We start from the raw sequence: 20326 nt of genomic DNA, 5'->3' as shown, positions 1-20326 counted from the left end.
ATGATGTTTTGGCCATTTTCCGGTACTCAGAAAAAAACCGTGGGAGCGAGCCTGCTCGCGAAGGCGTCGTCTCAGTCGATATTGCATCAACTGACAGATTGCATTCGCGAGCAGGCTCGCTCCCACGGGGGTGTGGCGGTGTTTAAATTACTTGGTCCAGTCAGCTACACGATCCGGGTGTTTGGCCACCCAGTCCTTGGCCGCTGCATCAGGCTTGGCACCGTCCTGAATCGCCAGCATGACTTCGCCGATTTCGTCTTTCGACGCCCACTGGAAGTTTTTCAGGAACTTGGCCACTTCCGGCGCCTTGGCGTCCAGGCCTTTGCTGCCGATGCTGTTCACGGTTTCAGCCTGGCCATACACACCTTTCGGGTCGTCGAGGAAGCGCAGCTTCCACTTGGCGAACATCCAGTGCGGCACCCAACCGGTGACAGCGATGGATTCGTTCTTCTTCTCGGCGCGGGTCAGCTCGGCAATCATGCCGGCGCCGGAACTGGCCTTGAGGCTGTACTTGTCCAGACCGTAATCCTTGATCGCCTGATCGGTCTTGAGCATCACGCCTGAACCGGCGTCGATGCCGACAATGCGGTTTTTGAAAGTGTCGTCGGTTTTCAGGTCTTCGATCGATTTGGCTTTGACGTACTCCGGCACGATCAGGCCGATTTTCGCGTCCTTGAAGTTCGGGCCGTAATCGACGACCTGATCCTTGTTTTTCGTCCAGTAGTCACCGTGGGTCACGGGCAGCCAGGCCGAGAGCATCGCATCGAGTTTGCCGGTGGCCACGCCCTGCCACATGATCCCGGTGGCGACGGCCTGCAGCTTCACGTCATAACCGAGTTTCTGTTTGATCACTTCGGCCGCCACGTGAGTGGTCGCGACGCTGTCGGACCAGCCGTCAACGTAACCGATGTTCAGGGTCTGTTTTTCAGCGTTGGCGAAAGTGGAACTCATCGCAAGCGCCAGAGCGGCACCTGCGCCTAAAAGTCGTCGCATCTTCATCGTTTACTTCCCCGAAATGCTGCGCCCGACGGATGCCGGGCATCGTCAACGTATTGTTATGGTGCACAGCGCCCCCATCACGCCGGACCTCACACACCGAACATCAGCCGATTTTTCAAAAAGGGTACTGATGGTTTGATCATCAACCTCAAGCGGCCGGCGACCTGCTCTGTCAGCGACCTCAAGGCAGCGAGAAACGACATCAGAAAGCCATTAATCAAGCGAGATTAATTGACGCCAGACAATCCGCCCGAACTTTGCATGTACAACGCCTGCGAGCCACCTGCCCTTCTATAAATGCAGGTAACATGCGTCGCTTTGCAGCCACTCGGCCTGACCATGTCCGCAACGTCCCGATTTCCTTTTCTGCCTTATCTGTTCGCTTGCCTGCTCGGGCTCCTGGCCCTTGGCGGTTTCTGGTATGGCCTCGGCCAACCGGTGATCCTGCCGGACGCCGCGACGCCGACGCACAAGTTGCAATGCGCCTCCTACACACCGTTCGACAAAGACCAATCGCCGTTCGACGTGCCGTTCAAATTACGCCCCGAGCGCATGGACGCCGACCTTGCACTGCTGGCGACGCGCTTCGAGTGTATCCGCACCTACTCGATGACCGGCCTCGACGCCCTGCCCGATCTGGCGCGCAAGCACGGTCTGAAGTTGATGATCGGCGCCTGGGTCAATAGCAACCCGGTCGATACCGAGCAGGAAGTCGAGCTGCTGATCAAATCGGCCAATGCCAACCCCGACGTGGTCACAGCCGTAATTGTCGGCAACGAAGCGCTGCTGCGCAAAGAGGTCACTGGCGCGCAACTGGCGCGGCTGATCAACAAGGTCAAAAGCCAGGTCAAGCAACCGGTGACCTACGCCGACGTCTGGGAATTCTGGCTCAAGCACCCGGAAATTGCCCCGGCCGTGGACTTTCTGACCATCCACTTGCTGCCTTACTGGGAAGACGATCCGTCGAACATCGACGTGGCGCTGCGGCATGTGGCGGATGTGCGTCAGGTGTTCGGCAACAAGTTCGCTCCGAAAGACGTGATGATTGGCGAAACCGGCTGGCCGAGCGAAGGCCGTCAGCGTGAAACAGCCGTACCGAGCCGGGTCAACGAGGCGAAATTCATTCGTGGTTTCGTGACGATGGCCGAGCAGGAAGGCTGGCGTTACAACCTGATCGAAGCCTTCGATCAACCGTGGAAGCGCGGCAGTGAAGGCGCGGTCGGCGGCTATTGGGGGTTGTTCGATGCCGATCGACAGGACAAGGGCGTACTCGCCGGGCCGGTGAGCAATGTGCCGTACTGGAAAGAATGGCTGGCGGTCGGCGGATTGTTTTTCCTTGGCACGCTGATGCTTGGTGGACGTGTGCGCACCACACGTTCGGCGCTTGTGCTGCCACTGCTGGGCGCTGTCGCAGCGTGCTCGATTGGCGCCTGGGGCGATCTGGCTCGATTGACCACGCGATTTGCCGGTGAATGGCTGTGGGTCGGCTTGCTGACCGGGTTGAATCTGTTGGTCCTCGCGCATGCCGCGCTGACGTTGAGTGCACGCAGCGGTTGGCGTTCGCGCGCGTTCGATTTCCTTGAGCGTCGCGCCGGGTGGCTGGTCGCAGCCGCCGGTTTTGCCGCAGCGGTGATGATGCTGGAGATGGTCTTCGATCCGCGCTATCGCAGTTTCGCCAGCATGGCGTTCGTGCTGCCGGCGTTGGTCTACCTGTGCCGCCCGGTAAGCGTGCCGCGCCGGGAGATTGCTCTGCTGACCTTTATCGTCGGTGCGGGGATTGCGCCGCAGTTGTATCAGGAAGGGCTGCTGAATCAGCAGGCCTGGGGCTGGGCGTTGGTGAGTGGATTGATGGTGGTGGCGTTGTGGCGCTGCCTGCGGGTTCGCAACCTCTGATCATCAGAGCGGTTCAGGCCTCTTCGCGAGCAGGCTCGCTCCCACATTGGATCTGTGGCGTTCACAAATCCCCTGTGGGAGCGGGCTTGCCCGCGATGACTGACTGTCAGGCGCTGCGGGACTCGCGGACCAGGCGCAACCCGGCTATCACCACCGCAAACACCGCCAACGTCGTGTTGTACAACGCCAGCGCCGGCAGGCCGAACATCAGCGCCAGCACCGCCAGCCACCACCCTGCCCGTCCCGGCACGACAAACGCCAATGCCGCCGTGCCCACCGCCGCCCAGCCCAACACCTTGAAATGAATCATCAGCCCCAGATTCGCACGCACCACACACTCCCAACGACGGGCTTCGTCGACACAGATGCCCACCCACTGCCCGTCTTCCATGAAGCCATAGCGCGCGGCATAACTGGCGGCCAGCCACAGCGGCAACAAAACAAGCAGCACAATCACGAGCAAGCGGCGGGACATGGAGCACTCCAATCTGCGGAAATCGGCGGCCAGCTTAATCTGCCAACGAGCATTCGCAAGCACTAACAACTGTTAACTGTTCAGCAAGCCCTCGCAACGTGTATCGTCCAGCTACTATTACCCCGAATTCCGCCTGTTTGGTGCCGCAGCATGGCACTTTGGCGCACGGCCGGTGGTCATAGCCTGCGAACTTCAATCGGCACCTTCCTCTAAGGGATCTAGTCATGCTCCGTTCCTTGCGCTTCGCCGCGCTGTTCAGCGGCCTTATCTTGAGTGCGTCCGCGCTGGCGGTGGATATCGACGCCGCCAGCTATGGCTACCCGCTGACCAACCCGTTCGAGGCGACGATCGCCACGACACCACCGGATCTGCGTCCGGAGTTGCCGCTGGACGACGACATCAATCAAACGGACCGCAGCCTCACCCTGCGCCCGGAGCGTGAATTCCAGCTGCCGGACAATTTCTGGGCAGTGAAGAAGCTCACTTACCGCATCGCCACGCAGGACAAACCGGCGCCGCTGATCTTCCTGATCGCCGGCACCGGTGCGCGCTTTGACAGCACGCTCAACGAATACCTGAAAAAGCTTTACTACAAGGCCGGCTACCACGTCGTGCAACTGTCGTCGCCGACCAGCTTCGACTTCATCAGCGCCGCTTCGCGTTTCGCCACCCCGGGCGTTACCAAGGAAGACGCCGAAGACATGTATCGGGTGATGCAGGCCGTGCGGGCGCAAAACCCGAAACTGCCGGTGACCGAGTACTACCTGACCGGTTACAGCCTCGGCGCCCTCGATGCCGCGTTCGTCGCCCATCTGGACGAGACGCGCCGCAGCTTCAATTTCAAGAAAGTCCTGCTGCTCAACCCGCCAGTGAACCTTTATACCTCGGTGACCAACCTCGACAAGCTGGTACAGACCGAGGTGAAAGGCATCAACAACAGCACCACGTTCTACGAACTGGTACTGAGCAAGCTGACCCGCTACTTCCAGCAGAAAGGCTACATCGACCTCAACGATGCGCTGCTGTATGACTTCCAGCAGTCCAAGCAGCACCTGACCAACGAACAGATGGCCATGCTGATTGGCACGTCGTTCCGCTTCTCGGCAGCCGATATTGCCTACACCTCGGACCTGGTCAACCGTCGCGGCCTGATCACCCCGCCGAAATTCCCGATCACCGAAGGCACCAGCCTCACGCCGTTCCTCAAGCGTGCGCTGCAATGCGATTTCGACTGCTACATCACCGAGCAGGTCATTCCGATGTGGCGCGCGCGCACTGATGGCGGCAGCCTGCTGCAACTGATCGATCAGGTCAGCCTGTATGCGCTCAAGGATTACCTGCACGACAGCCCGAAAATCGCCGTGATGCACAACGCCGACGACGTCATCCTCGGCCCTGGCGACCTGGGCTTCCTGCGTAAAACCTTCGGTGATCGCCTGACCGTTTATCCACTGGGCGGCCACTGCGGCAACCTTAACTACCGCGTCAACAGCGACGCCATGCTGGAGTTCTTCCGTGGCTAAATATCTCCTGCTGATTGCAGCGTTCCTCTGTGCAGGCGTGGCCCAGGCCGACAACAGTAAAGCCGATGCCCCGGTAGTGGTCGACAGCGACGGCTTCAAGGAACCGCTGACCAAACTCAAGTTCAACCCGGGCCTGGACCAGCGCGAGTTCGAACGTTCGACGCTCAACGCGTTGAACGTCTATGACCCGCTGGAATCGTGGAACCGCCGGGTCTACCACTTCAACTATCGCTTCGACCAGTGGGTGTTCCTGCCGGTAGTCGATGGCTATCGCTACATCACCCCAAGCTTTGTGCGTACCGGGGTGAGCAACTTCTTCAACAACATTGGTGACGTGCCGAACCTGGTCAACAGCCTGTTGCAGTTCAAGGGCCAGCGCTCGATGGAAACCACCGCGCGCCTGCTGCTCAACACCACGATCGGCATCGCCGGCCTGTGGGACCCGGCCACCGCCATGGGCCTGCCGCGCCAGAACGAAGACTTCGGTCAGACCTTGGGCTTCTACGGCGTACCGGGCGGCGCCTACTTCGTACTGCCGATTTTCGGCCCGTCGAACATCCGCGACACCGCAGGTCTGGCCGTGGATTACACCGCCGACACCGCGATCAACTTCCTCAACGTCGCGGAAGTCAGCTCCAACCACCCGGAAGTCTGGGCTTTGCGTGCGATCGACAAGCGCTACCAGACCAGCTTCCGCTACGGCCAGATGAACTCGCCGTTCGAGTACGAGAAAGTGCGGTACGTGTATACCGAGGCGCGCAAGTTGCAGATTGCCGAGTAAATCGGCTGCCGCAAAACACTGTGGGAGCGAGCCTGCTCGCGAACGCGGAGTTTCAGTCAACATCGATATTGACTGAACTACCGCATTCGCGAGCAGGCTCGCTCCCACACTTGTTATGTGTTGCTGATTAACCCTTCAGCGCTTTCCAGAGCTTGCCTACGACCGAAACCACCGCCAACACCGCTGCGCCAGCAATAATCCCCGCAACACCATTGAGCAGCATCGGCACGGCGAACCCGGCGCTCCCTGCCGCTGCGCCGACGCCTTCGATCCAGTGATGCAGCACCGGCACGCCATGGGTGAGGATGCCGCCGCCGACCAGGAACATCGCTGCCGTGCCAACCACCGACAGGGTTTTCATCATGTACGGCGCGGCGCTGAGAATGCCGCCGCCGATCCTTTTCGCCATCTGCCCGGGTTTCTGTGTCAGCCACAGACCCAGGTCGTCGAGTTTGACGATGCCCGCCACCAAACCGTAAACGCCGACGGTCATGACGATGGCGATGCCGGACATGACCACCACTTGCTGCGTCAGCGAGGCATCAGCCACGGTGCCGAGGGTGATGGCGATGATTTCTGCCGAAAGAATGAAGTCAGTGCGGATTGCGCCTTTGATCTTGTCCTTTTCGTAAGCCACCAGATCGGTGGCCGGGTCGGCGACAGCCTCGGTCAGCTGCGCATGGCCGGCCTCGTCCTCCTCTTTGCTGTGCAGGAACTTGTGCGCAAGTTTCTCGAAACCCTCGAAGCACAGGTACGCACCGCCGACCATCAACAGCGGCGTCACCAGCCACGGTACGAAAGCACTGATTGCCAATGCCGACGGCACGAGGATCAGTTTGTTGACGAACGAGCCCTTGGCCACCGCCCAGACCACGGGAATTTCCCGCTCGGCGCGCACGCCCGAAACCTGCTGGGCATTGAGCGCCAGATCATCACCGAGCACACCGGCGGTCTTCTTCGCGGCCATCTTGGTCATCAACGCAACGTCATCCAGAACGGTGGCGATGTCATCGATCAGCACCAGCAAACTGCTTCCTGCCATGAATCCTGTTTCCTTCTGTGTATGAATGTTGCCAAGCATAACGCGACCGCCGGCCACAGGCTGCATTGTTGAGCGCCGCTCAAGGCCGGTGCTACCATGCGCCACCGCCAGAACAGGCAAGGAACCACCGGGTTTATGAGCACAATCCGCGAGCGTAACAAAGAACTGATCCTGCGCGCCGCCAGCGAAGAGTTTGCCGACAAGGGCTTCGCGGCGACCAAAACCAGCGACATCGCCGCCAAGGCGGGATTGCCCAAGCCCAACGTCTACTACTACTTCAAATCCAAGGAAAACCTCTATCGCGAGGTGCTGGAAAGCATCATCGAGCCGATTCTGCAGGCCTCGACCCCGTTCAACCCGGACGGCGTGCCGAGCGAAGTGCTGAGCGGCTACATCCGCTCGAAGATCCGCATCTCCCGCGACCTGCCCTACGCCTCCAAGGTGTTCGCCAGCGAAATCATGCACGGTGCCCCGCACCTGAGCGCCGACCTGGTCGAGCAGCTCAACGCCCAGGCCAAGCACAACATCGCCTGCATCCAGAGCTGGATCGACCGCGGCCAGATCGCCCCGATCGACCCCAACCACCTGATGTTCAGCATCTGGGCCGCGACCCAGACCTACGCCGACTTCGACTGGCAGATTTCGGCGGTGACCGGGAAGGACAAGCTTGATGAGGCCGATTATGAAGCGGCGGCGCAGACGATCATCCGGTTGGTGTTGAAGGGGTGTGAGCCGGATCAGTGAGATCGGGGGAACCGCTTCGCGAGCAGGCTCGCTCCCACATTTGGAATGCATTCCCCTGTGGGAGCGAGCCTGCTCGCGAATAGCCGCACCGCAGACCTCAACTCATAACCAGATCGAATCCCACAACGGATAGTCGCCAAGGCTTTTGACCAGCCCTGCCCGCAATGGGTTGGCAATGACATACCGAGCCATCTTCACCAGATTCTCCTCTTTACGCAGTGCACGGTCATGGAAGCCAGGTTGCCAAAGGCTGGTCTTTCGACCGGTCGAAAGCTTTACCGCTTTGGTGCTGAGGGATTTGGTTCGCTGCATCAATTCGCCGAGCGAGCCACTCTTCAATTCAATCAGCCAGTGAAAGTGATCTGGCATTACGACCCAAGCCAGAGAATTGGCCAATCCCGTTTCCTCAGCTGCCCGGAATTGGCTTACAAGCATTCTGCCAAGGAAGAAATCGCTGAATACGGGTTCTCTCCCGGCGGTATTGGCGGTCAGAAGGTAAATGCGGTTGTGTTCTGAATAGCGTCCGATGCGCAAGCGATGTGAAGCAGATAAACCCGGCATTCCGTTGCCTTTTCATAGGTTGATCATGAGAAGGCTAGCCGTGGAGATCGCAAAGGGAGCGTCAGACTTTTAGCAAGATGTGTAGCGCAGATCCTATTCGCGAGCAGGCTCGCTCCCACAGGGGCTTTCGAACACTCGAACACTTTGTGTCCAACCCAAACTCAATGTGGGAGCGAGCCTGCTCGCGAAAGCGGTTATTCAGACACTGACATTCAAACAGTCACCCCGCCATCCGCCCTCAAATCCAGCGCCTCTACCGCTTTAATTGCCACCTGCTCGTCGACATCCGACAAATCCCCGCTGATCCCGATCGCGCCCAGCACTTCACCCGCCTGATTTCGGATAAGCACCCCACCCGGTGCCGGCACAACGCTGCCCTGCCCCATGCTGTTCAACGAAGAAAAAAACGCCGGGCGTTGTTGCGCGTCCTGGGCGAGCAGGCGGGAGCCTTTGCCCAAGGCGATGGCGCCCCAGGCTTTGCCGATGGCAATGTCGGGGCGCAGCAGGCTGGCGCCGTCTTCGCGTTGCAGGGCGATCAGGTGGCCGCCGGTGTCGAGCACCGCGATGGTCAGCGGCGCGGCGTTGATGCCGCGTCCTGCGTTGATGGCTTCGCTGACCAGGTTGACTGCGACTTTCAAGGTTAAAGCGCTCATGGTGCCGTCCTCATTTTGTTATAGGGAAAGTCGTGGGACTGCGCGTTTGTGCCGCAGTCCGATGACACAAATAGAACACAATGAAGCATCTTTTTGTATACAATAATTCTCGAAAAGCGCCACATGCGACGAAAAGCCACAGCACAGCGGGCTTCCGACGAATGAAACAGGCGCTTGAGAAAATGGATTGACCTGCGCCGTCCGCCGTGAATACACTCTGCGCAAAGCCACTTGTATACAATTACAAAACGTAAAGAGGCACAAAACCATGAGCAAAATGAGAGCAATCGAAGCCGCCGTTCTGGTGATGCGCCGTGAAGGGGTTGATACCGCTTTTGGCATCCCGGGCGCAGCGATCAACCCGCTGTACTCCGCCTTGCAGAAGGTCGGTGGCATCGATCACGTCCTTGCTCGCCACGTTGAAGGCGCCTCGCACATGGCCGAGGGCTACACCCGCACCAAGGCCGGCAACATCGGCGTGTGCATCGGCACGTCCGGCCCGGCCGGCACCGACATGGTCACCGGGCTCTACAGCGCCTCGGCCGACTCGATTCCAATCCTCTGCATCACCGGGCAAGCACCCCGCGCCCGTATGCATAAAGAAGACTTCCAGGCAGTCGACATCACCAGCATCGTCAAGCCAGTGACCAAGTGGGCGACCACCGTTCTGGAGCCGGGCCAGGTGCCTTATGCGTTCCAGAAAGCTTTCTACGAAATGCGCTCCGGGCGTCCAGGTCCGGTGCTGATCGATCTGCCGTTCGACGTGCAGATGGCCGAGATCGAATTCGACATCGACGCTTACCAGCCGCTGCCATTGGCCAAGCCGACTGCGACCCGCGTTCAGGTTGAAAAAGCTTTGGCTTTGCTGGATCAGGCTGAGCGCCCACTGCTGGTGGCCGGCGGCGGCATCATCAACGCGGACGCCAGCGACCTGCTGGTGGAGTTCGCCGAGCTGACCGGTATTCCAGTCATCCCGACCCTGATGGGCTGGGGCACCATCCCTGACGATCACCCGCTGATGGTCGGCATGGTCGGTCTGCAGACTTCGCACCGTTACGGCAACGCGACGATGCTCAAATCCGACGTGGTGCTGGGCATCGGTAACCGTTGGGCCAACCGTCACACCGGTTCGGTGGATGTCTACACCGAAGGCCGCAAGTTCATTCACGTCGACATCGAAGGCACGCAGATCGGCCGTGTGTTCACCCCGGATCTGGGCATCGTTTCCGACGCCGCCGCAGCGCTGACCGTGTTCATCGAAGTCGCCCGTGAATGGCAAGCCGCCGGCAAGCTGAAGAACCGCAGCGCCTGGTTGCAGGATTGCCAGCAGCGCAAGGCCAGCCTGCATCGCAAGACCCACTTCGACAACGTGCCGGTCAAGCCGCAGCGCGTTTACGAAGAAATGAACCAGGTGTTCGGCAAGGACACCTGCTACGTCAGCACCATCGGTCTGTCGCAGATTGCCGGCGCGCAGTTCCTGCACGTCTACAAGCCGCGTCACTGGATCAACTGCGGCCAGGCCGGCCCGTTGGGCTGGACGATTCCGGCGGCGCTGGGCGTGGTGAAGGCCGATCCGAACCGCAAAGTCGTGGCCCTGTCGGGGGACTATGATTTCCAGTTCATGATCGAAGAACTGGCGGTCGGCGCTCAGTTCAAACTGCCGTACATCCACGTCGTGGTGAACAACTCGTACCTGGGCCTGATCCGTCAGGCGCAGCGCGGGTTCGAAATGGACTACTGCGTGCAGCTGTCCTTCGATAACCTGAATGCGCCGGAACTCAACGGTTACGGGGTTGACCACATCGCAGTCGCCGAAGGCCTCGGCTGCAAGGCGCTGCGTGTGTTCGAACCGTCGGAAATCGCCCCTGCCCTGCGCAGGGCCGAACAGATGATCGAAGAGTTCAAGGTGCCGGTGATCGTCGAGATCATTCTGGAGCGTGTGACCAACATCTCCATGGGTACCGAGATCAACGCGGTCAACGAGTTCGAAGACCTGGCACTGGTCGGCAATGACGCGCCGACGGCGATTTCGTTGCTTGATTAACTGCTGACTGCTCTCCCTGTGGGAGCGAGCCTGTGTGGTGAGGGGATTTATCCCCGTTAGGGCGCGAAGCGGCCTCAAAACCTGAAACCGCGACGTATCAGGTACACCGCATACAATGGTTTACGACTGCTTCGCAGCCGAACGGGGATAAATCCCCTCGCCACAGCTCGCTCCCACGTGGGACCTCACAAGATTTACGGGAGACCACCATGCCGCGTTTCGCAGCCAACCTGTCCATGCTGTTCACCGAACAGGATTTCCTTGCCCGTTTCGACGCCGCCGCCAAGGCCGGTTTCAGTGGCGTGGAATACCTGTTCCCGTACGACTTCAGCTCGGCTGAAATCAAGGCAAAACTCGAGGCCAACGGGCTGACCCAAGTGCTGTTCAACCTGCCGGCCGGTGACTGGGCCAAGGGCGAGCGCGGTATTGCCTGCCTGCCGGATCGGGTCGAAGAGTTCCGCGCCGGGGTCGATCTGGCGATCGCTTACGCACAAGTGTTGGGCAACACCCAGGTCAACTGCCTGGCCGGCATCCGCCCGCAAGGCGTTGACGATGCCACCGTGGAAAAGACCTTCGTTGCCAACCTCAAATACGCCGCCGACAAGCTGCAAGCGGCGGGCATCAAACTGGTGATGGAAGCGATCAACACCCGCGACATTCCCGGTTTCTACCTGAACAACACGGCGCAAGCCCTGTCGATTCGCGAACAGGTCGGCAGCGCCAATCTGTTCCTGCAATACGACATCTATCACATGCAAATCATGGAAGGCGATCTGGCCCGCACCCTGCAATCGCACCTGGGCGAGATCAACCACGTGCAACTCGCGGACAACCCGGGGCGTAACGAGCCGGGCACCGGTGAGATCAACTACCGCTTCCTGTTCGAACACCTTGATCGCATCGGTTATCAGGGTTGGGTCGGCTGCGAATACAAACCGCTGACCACCACCGAAGCGGGCCTGGGCTGGTTGAAATCGCACAACGCAATCTAAGAAACACAGCAAATCCCCTGTGGGAGCGAGCCTGCTCGCGAATGCGGTGGTTCAGTCAACACGGATATTGAATGTTCCACCGCATTCGCGAGCAGGCTCGCTCCCACATGAAAAGCACCTCCCCTATTTGCTTGAGCACGACAAAAACAAGAGGATTTTCTCATGGCTAAAATCGGATTCATCGGCACCGGCATCATGGGCCACCCAATGGCGGCGAACCTGCAGAAAGCCGGTCACAGCCTGTTCCTGTCGCAACACCACGACGCGGCCCCGGCCGATCTGGTCGCCGCTGGCGCCGTCGCCTTGGCCAACCCGCGTGAAGTAGCGCAGGAAGCCGAATTCATCATCGTCATGGTTCCGGATACCCCGCAAGTCGACGACGTGCTGTTCCGCGCCGACGGTGTTGCCGCCGGTATCGGTAAAGGCAAAGTGGTCATCGACATGAGCTCGATTTCGCCGACCGCGACCAAAGCCTTCGCGGCGAAGATCAACGAGAAAGGCGCGCAGTACCTCGACGCGCCAGTGTCCGGCGGTGAAGTCGGTGCCAAGGCCGCGACCCTGAGCATCATGGTCGGTGGCGACGCCGATGCCTTCGAACGCGCCCTGCCGCTGTTCCAGGCCATGGGCAAGAACATCACCCTGGTCGGCGGCAATGGCGACGGCCAGACCGCCAAAGTGGCGAACCAGATCATCGTCGCGCTGAACATTCAGGCTGTCGCTGAAGCCCTGCTGTTCGCTTCGAAAAACGGTGCCGACCCGGCCAAGGTGCGTGAAGCGCTGATGGGCGGTTTCGCTTCTTCGAAGATTCTCGAAGTGCACGGCGAGCGCATGATCAAAGGCACCTTCGACCCGGGCTTCCGCATCAGCCTGCACCAGAAGGACCTGAACCTGGCCCTGCAAGGCGCCAAGGAGCTGAACATCAACCTGCCGAACACCGCCAATGCCCAGCAGGTATTCAGCACCTGCGCGGCCATCGGCGGCAGCAACTGGGACCACTCGGCGCTGATCAAGGGCCTTGAGCACATGGCCAATTTCTCGATTCGCGACAATAAATAAAGCCTGCACAAAACCCTGTGGGAGCGAGCCTGCTCGCGAAAGCGGCTTCACATTCAACATCCATGTTGGCTGACATACCGCGTTCGCGAGCAGGCTCGCTCCCACAAGGGTTCCGAGTTGCCCTTTCGAATAACAAGAATTCCGGGAGCCCGCCATGTCGGTCGATCCGCAACAACTGCTGCGCGAGCTGTTTGCCACAGCCATCGACGCGGCCCATCCGAACCAAGTCCTCGAAGCCCATTTGCCTGCCGATCGCACGGGTCGGGTGATCGTCATCGGCGCCGGCAAAGCCGCTGCTGCCATGGCGCAAGTGGTCGAGCGCTGCTGGGAGGGTGAAGTCACCGGCCTCGTGGTGACCCGCTACGGCCACGGCGCTCCGTGCGAAAAAATCGAAGTGGTCGAAGCCGCACACCCGGTGCCGGATGCGGCGGGTCTGGCCGTGGCCAAACGTGTGCTGGAGCTGGTCAGCAACCTGACTGAAGACGACCGCGTGATCTTCCTGCTCTCCGGCGGCGGCTCTGCCCTGCTCGCCCTGCCAGCCGAAGGCATCACCCTTGCCGATAAGCAGGCGATCAACAAAGCCCTGCTCAAATCCGGCGCGACCATCGGCGAGATGAACTGCGTGCGCAAGCACCTCTCGGCGATCAAGGGTGGACGTTTGGGCAAGGCCTGCTGGCCGGCGACGGTTTATACCTACGCGATTTCCGATGTGCCGGGCGACCTCGCCACCGTCATTGCCTCCGGCCCGACCGTGGCCGACCCGAGCACTTCGGCCGAAGCACTGGCGATCATCAAGCGCTACGGCATCGACATTCCCGCCTCCGTGCGCACCTGGCTGCAAAGTCCGGAATCGGAAACCGTCAAACCCGGCGATCCGAGTCTGGCGCGCAGTCATTTCCAGTTGATCGCCCGCCCGCAGCAATCGCTGGACGCGGCGGCGGTGAAATGCCGTCAGGCCGGTTTCAGCACCTTGATTCTCGGCGACCTCGAAGGCGAATCCCGTGAAGTGGCGAAAGTCCACGCCGGCATCGCCCGACAGATCATCAACCACGGCCAGCCCTTGGCAGCGCCGTGCGTGATTCTCTCCGGCGGTGAAACCACGGTGACCGTGCGCGGCAATGGCCGTGGCGGACGCAATGCCGAATTCCTCCTCAGCCTGACCGACAGCCTCAAGGGCCAGCCCGGCGTCTACGCGCTGGCCGGCGACACCGATGGCATCGACGGCTCGGAAGACAACGCCGGCGCGATCATGACCCCGGACAGCTACGCCCGCGCCGCCGCACTGGGTCTGAGCGCCAGCGACGAGCTGGATAACAACAACGGCTACGGCTACTTCCAGGCGCTCGATGCGCTGATCGTTACCGAGCCGACCCGCACCAACGTCAACGACTTCCGCGCCATTCTGATCCTTGAGAACTGCAAATCATGACGCCTGATAAAAAGGTCAAAATCCTCGCCACCCTCGGCCCTGGGGTCGACGGTATCGATGACATCCGCGAGCTGGTCGAGGCCGGGGTCAACATCTTCCGCCTGAACTTCAGCCACGGCGATCACGCCGACCACGCCAAGCGCTATCAATGGATCCGCGAAGTCGAGCGTCAGCTCAACTACCCGCTGGGCATTCTCATGGATCTGCAGGGGCCGAAACTGCGCGTCGGCAAGTTCGCTGACGGCAAGGTGCAGTTGCATCGCGGTCAGGCGTTCCGCCTCGATCTCGATACGACAGCGGGCGATGAGCGCCGGGTCAACCTGCCGCATCCGGAAATCATTGACGCGCTGGAAGCCGGCATGGATCTGCTGCTCGACGACGGCAAACTGCGCCTGCGTGTGGTCACCAAGTACGCCGATGCGATCGACACCAGCGTGCTCAACGGCGGCGAACTGTCCGACCGCAAGGGCGTGAACGTGCCGCAAGCGGTGCTCGACCTGAGCCCGCTGACCGCCAAGGATCGCCGCGATCTGAGTTTCGGTCTGGAGCTGGGCGTCGACTGGGTTGCGTTGTCATTCGTGCAGCGCCCGCAGGACATTGTCGAAGCCCGCGCATTGATCGGCGACAAGGCGTTTTTGATGGCGAAAATCGAGAAGCCTTCGGCGGTCGAGCAACTGCGTGAGATTGCTGAGTTGAGCGACGCCATCATGGTGGCTCGCGGTGACCTTGGTGTTGAAGTGCCAGCGGAAAGCGTGCCGCAGATTCAAAAAAACATCATCACCACCTGCCGCGCGCTGGGCAAACCGGTGGTGGTGGCGACGCAGATGCTCGAGTCGATGCGCTTCTCCCCGGCGCCGACCCGCGCCGAAGTCACCGACGTCGCCAACGCCGTGGCCGAAGGCGCCGACGCGGTGATGCTCTCGGCGGAAACCGCGTCCGGCGAGTACCCGCTGGAAGCCGTGCAGATGATGAGCAAGATCATCCGTCAGGTTGAGAACGGCCCGGATTATCAGACCCAGCTCGACGTCAGCCGTCCGAAAGCCGAGGCGACGGTTTCCGATGCGATCAGCTGTGCGATCCGCCGGATCAGCAACGTGCTGCCGGTGGCGGTGCTGGTCAATTACAGCGAGTCCGGCGCCTCGACGCTGCGCGCATCCCGGGAACGGCCGAAAGCACCGATCCTCAATCTGACGCCGAACCTGCAAACCGCGCGGCGCTTGAGCGTGGCGTGGGGCATTCATTCGGTGGTCAACGATCGCCTGCGTCAGGTCGACGAAGTCTGCTCGACCGCGTTGGAAATCGCCCAGGCGCAAGGCATGGCCGAGCGTGGCGACACGCTGCTGATTACCGCCGGCGTGCCGTTCGGGCAGCCGGGGTCGACCAATTCGCTGCGCATTGAGACGTTGATTTAGCGCCTGTACCGGCCTCTTCGCGAGCAGGCTCGCTCCCACAGTTGATTTGTGTGCACCACAAACTCAATGACTGAACAAAGATTCAATGTGGGAGCGAGCCTGCTCGCGAAGCAGGCGCCTCGGTTTTCCCTGACCTTCAGAACTGCCATGCCTGCCAATCACTTCAACACCCACTGCCCCGACTGGGCCGAGGCTTTGCTCAACGGTTTCAGTCAGATTTTCTTCCAGCGCCATCCGCTGTGCGGGCTGCTGTGCCTGTTGGCGATTCTGCTGACCGCGCCGGTACTGTTCGCCGGGGCGCTGCTCGGTGGCGTTGCCGGTCTGCTCACCGCGCAGCGGCGCAACTACGCCAAGGCCGATCGCCAGGCCGGGTTGTTCAGCTACAACGGCGTGCTGCTCGGCCTGCTGCTGAGCCTGTATTTCCCTTGGTCGCCACTGCTGCCGCCGTTGATTCTTGCAGCAGGCGGCTTGAGCGCGATGCTCACTCAGCAATGGCTCAAACATGTGTACCGCAGTCGCGCCATACCGGCGTATACCTCGCCGTTCGTGGCGCTCAGCTGGGTGCTGCTGATGTTCGCCGAGCCGTCCGCGCCGGTGGCATCGGTCGACCTGAACACGACAAATCTGCTGGCCGCTGAACTGCGCGGATTCGGCCAGGTGATGTTCCTCGACCATCCTTTGGCCGGGGCGTTGATTGCCAGCGGTTTGCTGCTCGCCGATCGCCGTGCGTTCTGCTGGGCGCTGCTGGCATCGGCGATCGGCCTCGGTTCCAGCCTGCTGCACCACGAAACGTCCGCCGCACTGCTCGGGCTCGGTGGCTACAACGCTGTACTCGCCGCCCTCGCCTTCAGCGCTCAGCGACAAAATCCGTGGCTGCCGCTGCTCGCCATTGTCCTGGCGCTGCTGGTGACGCCGCTGTTTGCCGCCCTTGGATTGGCGACGCTAACCGCGCCGTTCATCCTCGCCTGCTGGTTGATTCGTGCCGGTATTCAAATGCTTGGCAAAGCGTCGCTTGCGCATGAGTCTTGCGCTCACGAGGAGAATCACCCTAGGCTGCGCTGATCTTCGATTCAGGCGTTATCCATGGACAGCAGCAACAATTGGCGCGAACGGCTCTACGTCATGATTTTCCAGAGCGACACCCCGGCCGGGCGTCGCTTCGACGGCATCCTGCTGGTGATCATCCTCGCCAGCCTGGTGATCGTGATGCTCGACAGTATCGACAGCATCCACCGTAATTACGCCGACGTCCTGGCCTATATAGAGTGGGGCTTCACCGCGATCTTCCTCGGCGAGTACATCCTGCGTCTGTACTGCTCGCCCAAGCCACTGCGCTATGCCTTCAGCTTTTATGGCCTGGTGGACCTGCTGGCGATCGTGCCGGGCATCCTCGCGCTGTATTACAGCGATGCGCAGTATCTACTGATCATACGCATCATTCGGATGCTGCGGATTTTCCGCGTGCTCAAGCTCAGCCCGTATCTCAAGCAAGCCAACTATCTGATGTCGGCGCTGCGTGGCAGCAAGCAGAAAATCGTCGTGTTTCTGGTCAGCGTGTGCACGCTGGTGACGGTGTTCGGCACGCTGATGTACGTGATCGAAGGCCCGGAGCATGGCTTCACCAGTATTCCCAAGGGCATCTATTGGGCGATCGTAACCTTGACCACTGTGGGCTTCGGCGACATCGTGCCGAAGACGCCGCTGGGCCAGGTGATTTCCTCGCTGGTGATGATCACCGGTTACTCGATCATCGCCGTGCCCACAGGGATTTTTACTGCAGAACTGGCCAATGCGATGCGCGGCGAGCAGCTGCAAACTGACTGCCCGGGCTGTCAGAAAAAGACCCACGAGCAGAGCGCGGCGTTCTGTTCGCGCTGCGGTAGTCAGCTGTTCAAGAAAGTGGAATAAGCACAGAGCTTTTTAATCTTTAAGCGACTATGCGAGGCCCGCTATAGTCGCTGGCAAATCGCCTCATTTTTGACACGACACCCCATAGAACAAGGAATGCGCAGTGAAAAAACTCTTTGGCGCCTCACTTCTCGCCGCCGGCCTGGCCTTGGCCAACATCGCCCAGGCAGCACCGACGCTGCTCAACGTTTCCTACGACGTGATGCGCGATTTCTACAAGGACTACAACACTGCGTTCCAGAAGCACTGGCAAGCCGAGCACAAGGAGAACATCACCGTGCAGATGTCCTTCGGCGGCTCGAGCAAGCAGGCGCGTTCGGTGATCGACGGCCTGCCGGCTGACGTCATCACCATGAACATGGCCACCGACATCAACGCCCTCGCCGACAACGGCAAACTGGTCCCGGACAATTGGGTCACGCGCCTGCCGAACAACAGCGCACCGTTCACCTCGGCCACGGTATTCATCGTCCGCAAGGGCAACCCGAAAGCGCTGAAAGACTGGCCGGACCTGCTCAAGGACGGCGTGCAGGTGATTGTGCCCAACCCGAAAACTTCGGGTAATGGTCGCTACACCTACCTGTCGGCCTGGGGTTATGTGCTGAAGAATGGCGGTGACGAGAACAAGGCCAAGGACTTCGTCGGCAAACTGTTCAAGCAGGCGCCAGTGCTCGATACCGGCGGCCGCGCCGCTACCACCACGTTCATGACCAACCAGATCGGCGATGTACTGGTGACCTTCGAAAACGAAGCGGAAATGATCGCCCGCGAGTTCGGTCGCGATCAGTTCGAAGTTATCTACCCAAGCGTCTCCGCAGAAGCCGAGCCACCGGTTTCGGTGGTCGATAAAGTCGTCGACAAGAAAGGCTCGCGCGCTGCGGCTGATGAGTATCTGAAGTACCTGTGGTCGCCTGAAGGCCAGGAAATTGCGGCGGCCAACTACCTGCGCCCGCGTGACCCGACGGTGCTGGCGAAGTACACCGACCGCTTCCCGAAAGTCGACTTCCTTTCGGTGGAGAAGACCTTTGGGGACTGGCGCACGGTGCAGAAAACCCACTTCAATGATGGTGGCGTGTTCGATCAGATTTATAGCGGGCAGTAAGTCTTGATCTGAAAAAATCAAAAGGCGACCCGCTGGGGTCGCCTTTTTTGTTGAGCCAGAAGCCCCTCACCCCAGCCCTCTCCCATTGGGAGAGGGGGCCGATCGAGGTGACTTAAGTCAGACATCGACCTGCAGGACCGAGCCGATTATGGATCGAGAGAGATAATTTTTGGATTCGACCGTTGTGGATTCAGCGAATAATCATCAGGTCGGCGTACCTCCCAAGCATCCCCCGATCGGTTCCCTCTCCCTCTGGGAGAGGGTTAGGGTGAGGGGCTTTTATGGGTGTACCAGGAAATACAAGACCCTACCCGCCCCCTTGACCCAGATTTCAAGACCAGTCATTACACAACGTAATAACAGTTATCATCCAAAAACGTCTTCTGCTAACCCGCGCTGTCCATTAGCCTCATCGCTTTCCTGTGCCCGACCCGAGATCCCCTATGACCACCACTCCTCACGCAATGACCCGAGGCATGGTCCTGCTGTTCGCGTTCTGCTGCGGCGCCATTGTTGCCAACATCTACTACGCACAACCGATCATCGGCCTGATCGCGCCGGACATCGGCCTCTCCGACACCATGGCCAGTTTCATCGTCTCGCTGACGCAGATCGGCTATGCGTTGGGCCTGTTCTTTCTGGTGCCGTTGGGAGATCTGCTGGAAAACCGGCGGCTGATGATCATCACCACGCTGGTGGCAATCGCCAGTCTGCTTGGCGCAGCGTTTACCGAGCAGCCCAACGTGTTCCTGCTGATCTCACTGCTGGTCGGCTTCAGCTCGGTGTCGGTGCAGATCCTGATTCCGCTGGCCGCGCATCTGGCGCCGGAAGAGTCCCGTGGTCGCGTGGTGGGCGGGATCATGGGCGGTTTGCTGCTGGGTATTCTGTTGGCGCGACCGGTGTCGAGCGTGGTCGCCGATCACCTCGGCTGGCGCGCCATGTTCATGATCGCCGCAGCGTTGATGGCAGCGATCAGCATGGTGCTGGCGCTGACCGTGCCCAAGCGCCAGCCGGATCACAGCGCTACATACGGCCAACTGATCGGCTCACTGTGGACGCTGTTGCGCCAGCAACCGGTGCTGCGTCAGCGGGCGTTTTATCAGGGCTGCATGTTTGCCACGTTCAGCCTGTTCTGGACCGCCGTGCCGCTGGAACTGGCGCGCAACCATGGCCTGTCGCAAAGCGAAATCGCGATCTTCGCCCTGGTGGGCGCCATCGGTGCCATCGCCGCGCCAATCAGCGGCCGCCTCGCCGATGCCGGTCACACACGCATCGCTTCGCTGCTGGCCATGCTCTTCGCCAGCCTGAGCTTTCTCCCCGCCTTCATTCACCCCGCCTACAGCGTCATCGGCCTGGCCGTGACCGGCGTGGTACTCGACTTCTGCGTGCAGATGAACATGGTCCTGGGGCAACGCGCGGTGTACTCGCTGGACGCGAAAAGTCGTGGCCGTTTGAACGCGCTGTACATGACCAGCATCTTCATCGGCGGCGCCTTCGGCTCCTCGGTGGCCAGCGCGGTATACGAGCATGGCGGCTGGTTGTGGATCGTGATTGTTGGCAGCGTGTTTCCGTTGCTGGCGTTGTTGCGGTTTTTGAGCACTTCACGACGCGCTTCATTGGCCACGGCTTGAGGGCGTCAAAAGCTTCGCGAGCAAGCTCGCTCCCACAGGTTTTGGGTGACCTGCGAATCACTGCAATACACAAAACCAGTG

Annotated in this window: 18 protein-coding genes; 13 read left to right on the top strand and 5 right to left on the bottom strand. The window is 60.4% G+C overall.

The features are described from left to right. Positions 1 to 147 precede the first annotated feature (147 nt). Positions 148 to 999, bottom strand: a complete 852-nt coding sequence (locus tag PS14A_RS07115; protein ID WP_041479599.1) for a glycine betaine ABC transporter substrate-binding protein — start codon at positions 997 to 999, stop codon at positions 148 to 150. Between the two features lie 297 nt (positions 1000 to 1296). Here PS14A_RS07115 and PS14A_RS07110 point away from each other — a divergent pair, with 297 nt between their 5' ends. Beyond that, positions 1297 to 2892, top strand: coding sequence for a beta (1-6) glucans synthase (locus PS14A_RS07110; protein WP_212615603.1), 1596 nt, complete (start codon positions 1297 to 1299; stop codon positions 2890 to 2892). Positions 2893 to 2998: 106 nt separating this feature from the next. Here the strand turns inward: PS14A_RS07110 and PS14A_RS07105 are convergent, their stop codons facing one another. Further along, entirely contained in the window at positions 2999 to 3367 is a 369-nt protein-coding gene (locus PS14A_RS07105; RefSeq protein WP_212615602.1) for a hypothetical protein, read from the bottom strand. Positions 3368 to 3591: 224 nt separating this feature from the next. On the opposite strand from PS14A_RS07105, the gene PS14A_RS07100 reads away from it, so the two are divergent. Both PS14A_RS07100 and PS14A_RS07095 read left to right on the top strand, forming a co-directional pair. Next, positions 3592 to 4890: a serine protein kinase PrkA gene (locus PS14A_RS07100; RefSeq protein WP_016771020.1), complete on the top strand. Its 1299-nt coding sequence runs from the start codon at positions 3592 to 3594 to the stop codon at positions 4888 to 4890. After that, complete coding sequence (locus PS14A_RS07095; RefSeq protein ID WP_024012144.1) at positions 4883 to 5671, top strand: VacJ family lipoprotein; 789 nt, start codon at positions 4883 to 4885, stop codon at positions 5669 to 5671. Before PS14A_RS07100 ends, PS14A_RS07095 begins: the two co-directional genes overlap by 8 nt. Before the next feature lie 127 nt (positions 5672 to 5798). Here the strand turns inward: PS14A_RS07095 and PS14A_RS07090 are convergent, their stop codons facing one another. Next, positions 5799 to 6713 carry a DUF808 domain-containing protein gene (locus PS14A_RS07090; RefSeq protein WP_137215974.1) on the bottom strand — a complete coding sequence of 305 codons (915 nt, stop codon included), beginning with the start codon at positions 6711 to 6713 and terminating at the stop codon, positions 5799 to 5801. A gap of 135 nt (positions 6714 to 6848) precedes the next feature. On the opposite strand from PS14A_RS07090, the gene PS14A_RS07085 reads away from it, so the two are divergent. Further along, a complete protein-coding gene (locus PS14A_RS07085) occupies positions 6849 to 7457 on the top strand; it encodes a TetR/AcrR family transcriptional regulator (protein WP_051600396.1) in 609 nt (202 codons plus the stop codon). Positions 7458 to 7559: 102 nt separating this feature from the next. Here PS14A_RS07085 and PS14A_RS07080 read toward each other — a convergent pair whose 3' ends face one another. Further along, a complete protein-coding gene (locus PS14A_RS07080; RefSeq protein WP_073472715.1) occupies positions 7560 to 8018 on the bottom strand; it encodes a transposase in 459 nt (152 codons plus the stop codon). 212 nt (positions 8019 to 8230) lie between these two features. Then, entirely contained in the window at positions 8231 to 8671 is a 441-nt protein-coding gene (locus tag PS14A_RS07075; RefSeq protein ID WP_212615601.1) for a heme-binding protein, read from the bottom strand. A gap of 268 nt (positions 8672 to 8939) precedes the next feature. On the opposite strand from PS14A_RS07075, the gene gcl reads away from it, so the two are divergent. The 9 genes from gcl to PS14A_RS07030 all read left to right on the top strand — a co-directional run bounded on the left by gcl (position 8940) and on the right by PS14A_RS07030 (position 20245). After that, positions 8940 to 10715 (top strand): glyoxylate carboligase, encoded by a 1776-nt coding sequence (gene gcl, locus PS14A_RS07070; protein ID WP_130912775.1) that lies wholly within the window; start codon positions 8940 to 8942, stop codon positions 10713 to 10715. A gap of 209 nt (positions 10716 to 10924) precedes the next feature. Continuing rightward, on the top strand, positions 10925 to 11707 hold the full coding sequence (gene hyi / locus PS14A_RS07065) for a hydroxypyruvate isomerase (RefSeq protein WP_095180741.1): 783 nt from the start codon (positions 10925 to 10927) through the stop codon (positions 11705 to 11707). Positions 11708 to 11869: 162 nt separating this feature from the next. Continuing rightward, the gene (locus tag PS14A_RS07060) at positions 11870 to 12763 is read left to right on the top strand and encodes a 2-hydroxy-3-oxopropionate reductase (protein WP_016771028.1); all 894 of its coding nucleotides are present in this window, start codon (positions 11870 to 11872) and stop codon (positions 12761 to 12763) included. 154 nt (positions 12764 to 12917) lie between these two features. After that, the gene (locus PS14A_RS07055) at positions 12918 to 14192 is read left to right on the top strand and encodes a glycerate kinase (RefSeq protein ID WP_122698940.1); all 1275 of its coding nucleotides are present in this window, start codon (positions 12918 to 12920) and stop codon (positions 14190 to 14192) included. Next, positions 14189 to 15604 carry a pyruvate kinase gene (gene pyk / locus PS14A_RS07050; protein WP_212615600.1) on the top strand — a complete coding sequence of 472 codons (1416 nt, stop codon included), beginning with the start codon at positions 14189 to 14191 and terminating at the stop codon, positions 15602 to 15604. Before PS14A_RS07055 ends, pyk begins: the two co-directional genes overlap by 4 nt. Positions 15605 to 15751: 147 nt before the next feature. Beyond that, entirely contained in the window at positions 15752 to 16666 is a 915-nt protein-coding gene (locus PS14A_RS07045; protein WP_212615599.1) for an urea transporter, read from the top strand. Between the two features lie 21 nt (positions 16667 to 16687). Further along, the gene (locus PS14A_RS07040; RefSeq protein WP_212615598.1) at positions 16688 to 17512 is read left to right on the top strand and encodes an ion transporter; all 825 of its coding nucleotides are present in this window, start codon (positions 16688 to 16690) and stop codon (positions 17510 to 17512) included. A 103-nt stretch (positions 17513 to 17615) separates the two neighbouring features. Continuing rightward, entirely contained in the window at positions 17616 to 18614 is a 999-nt protein-coding gene (locus PS14A_RS07035; RefSeq protein WP_039763623.1) for a sulfate ABC transporter substrate-binding protein, read from the top strand. A 443-nt stretch (positions 18615 to 19057) separates the two neighbouring features. Beyond that, positions 19058 to 20245 carry an MFS transporter gene (locus PS14A_RS07030; RefSeq protein ID WP_212615597.1) on the top strand — a complete coding sequence of 396 codons (1188 nt, stop codon included), beginning with the start codon at positions 19058 to 19060 and terminating at the stop codon, positions 20243 to 20245. Positions 20246 to 20326: the final 81 nt, after the last annotated feature.

It is taken from the genome of Pseudomonas sp. 14A, from assembly GCF_018132745.1.
Taxonomy (GTDB): Bacteria; Pseudomonadota; Gammaproteobacteria; order Pseudomonadales; family Pseudomonadaceae; genus Aquipseudomonas; species Aquipseudomonas mercuritolerans.
Note: the sequence above shows the minus strand (reverse complement) of the source record. Positions and strands in the feature narration are given on the sequence as shown.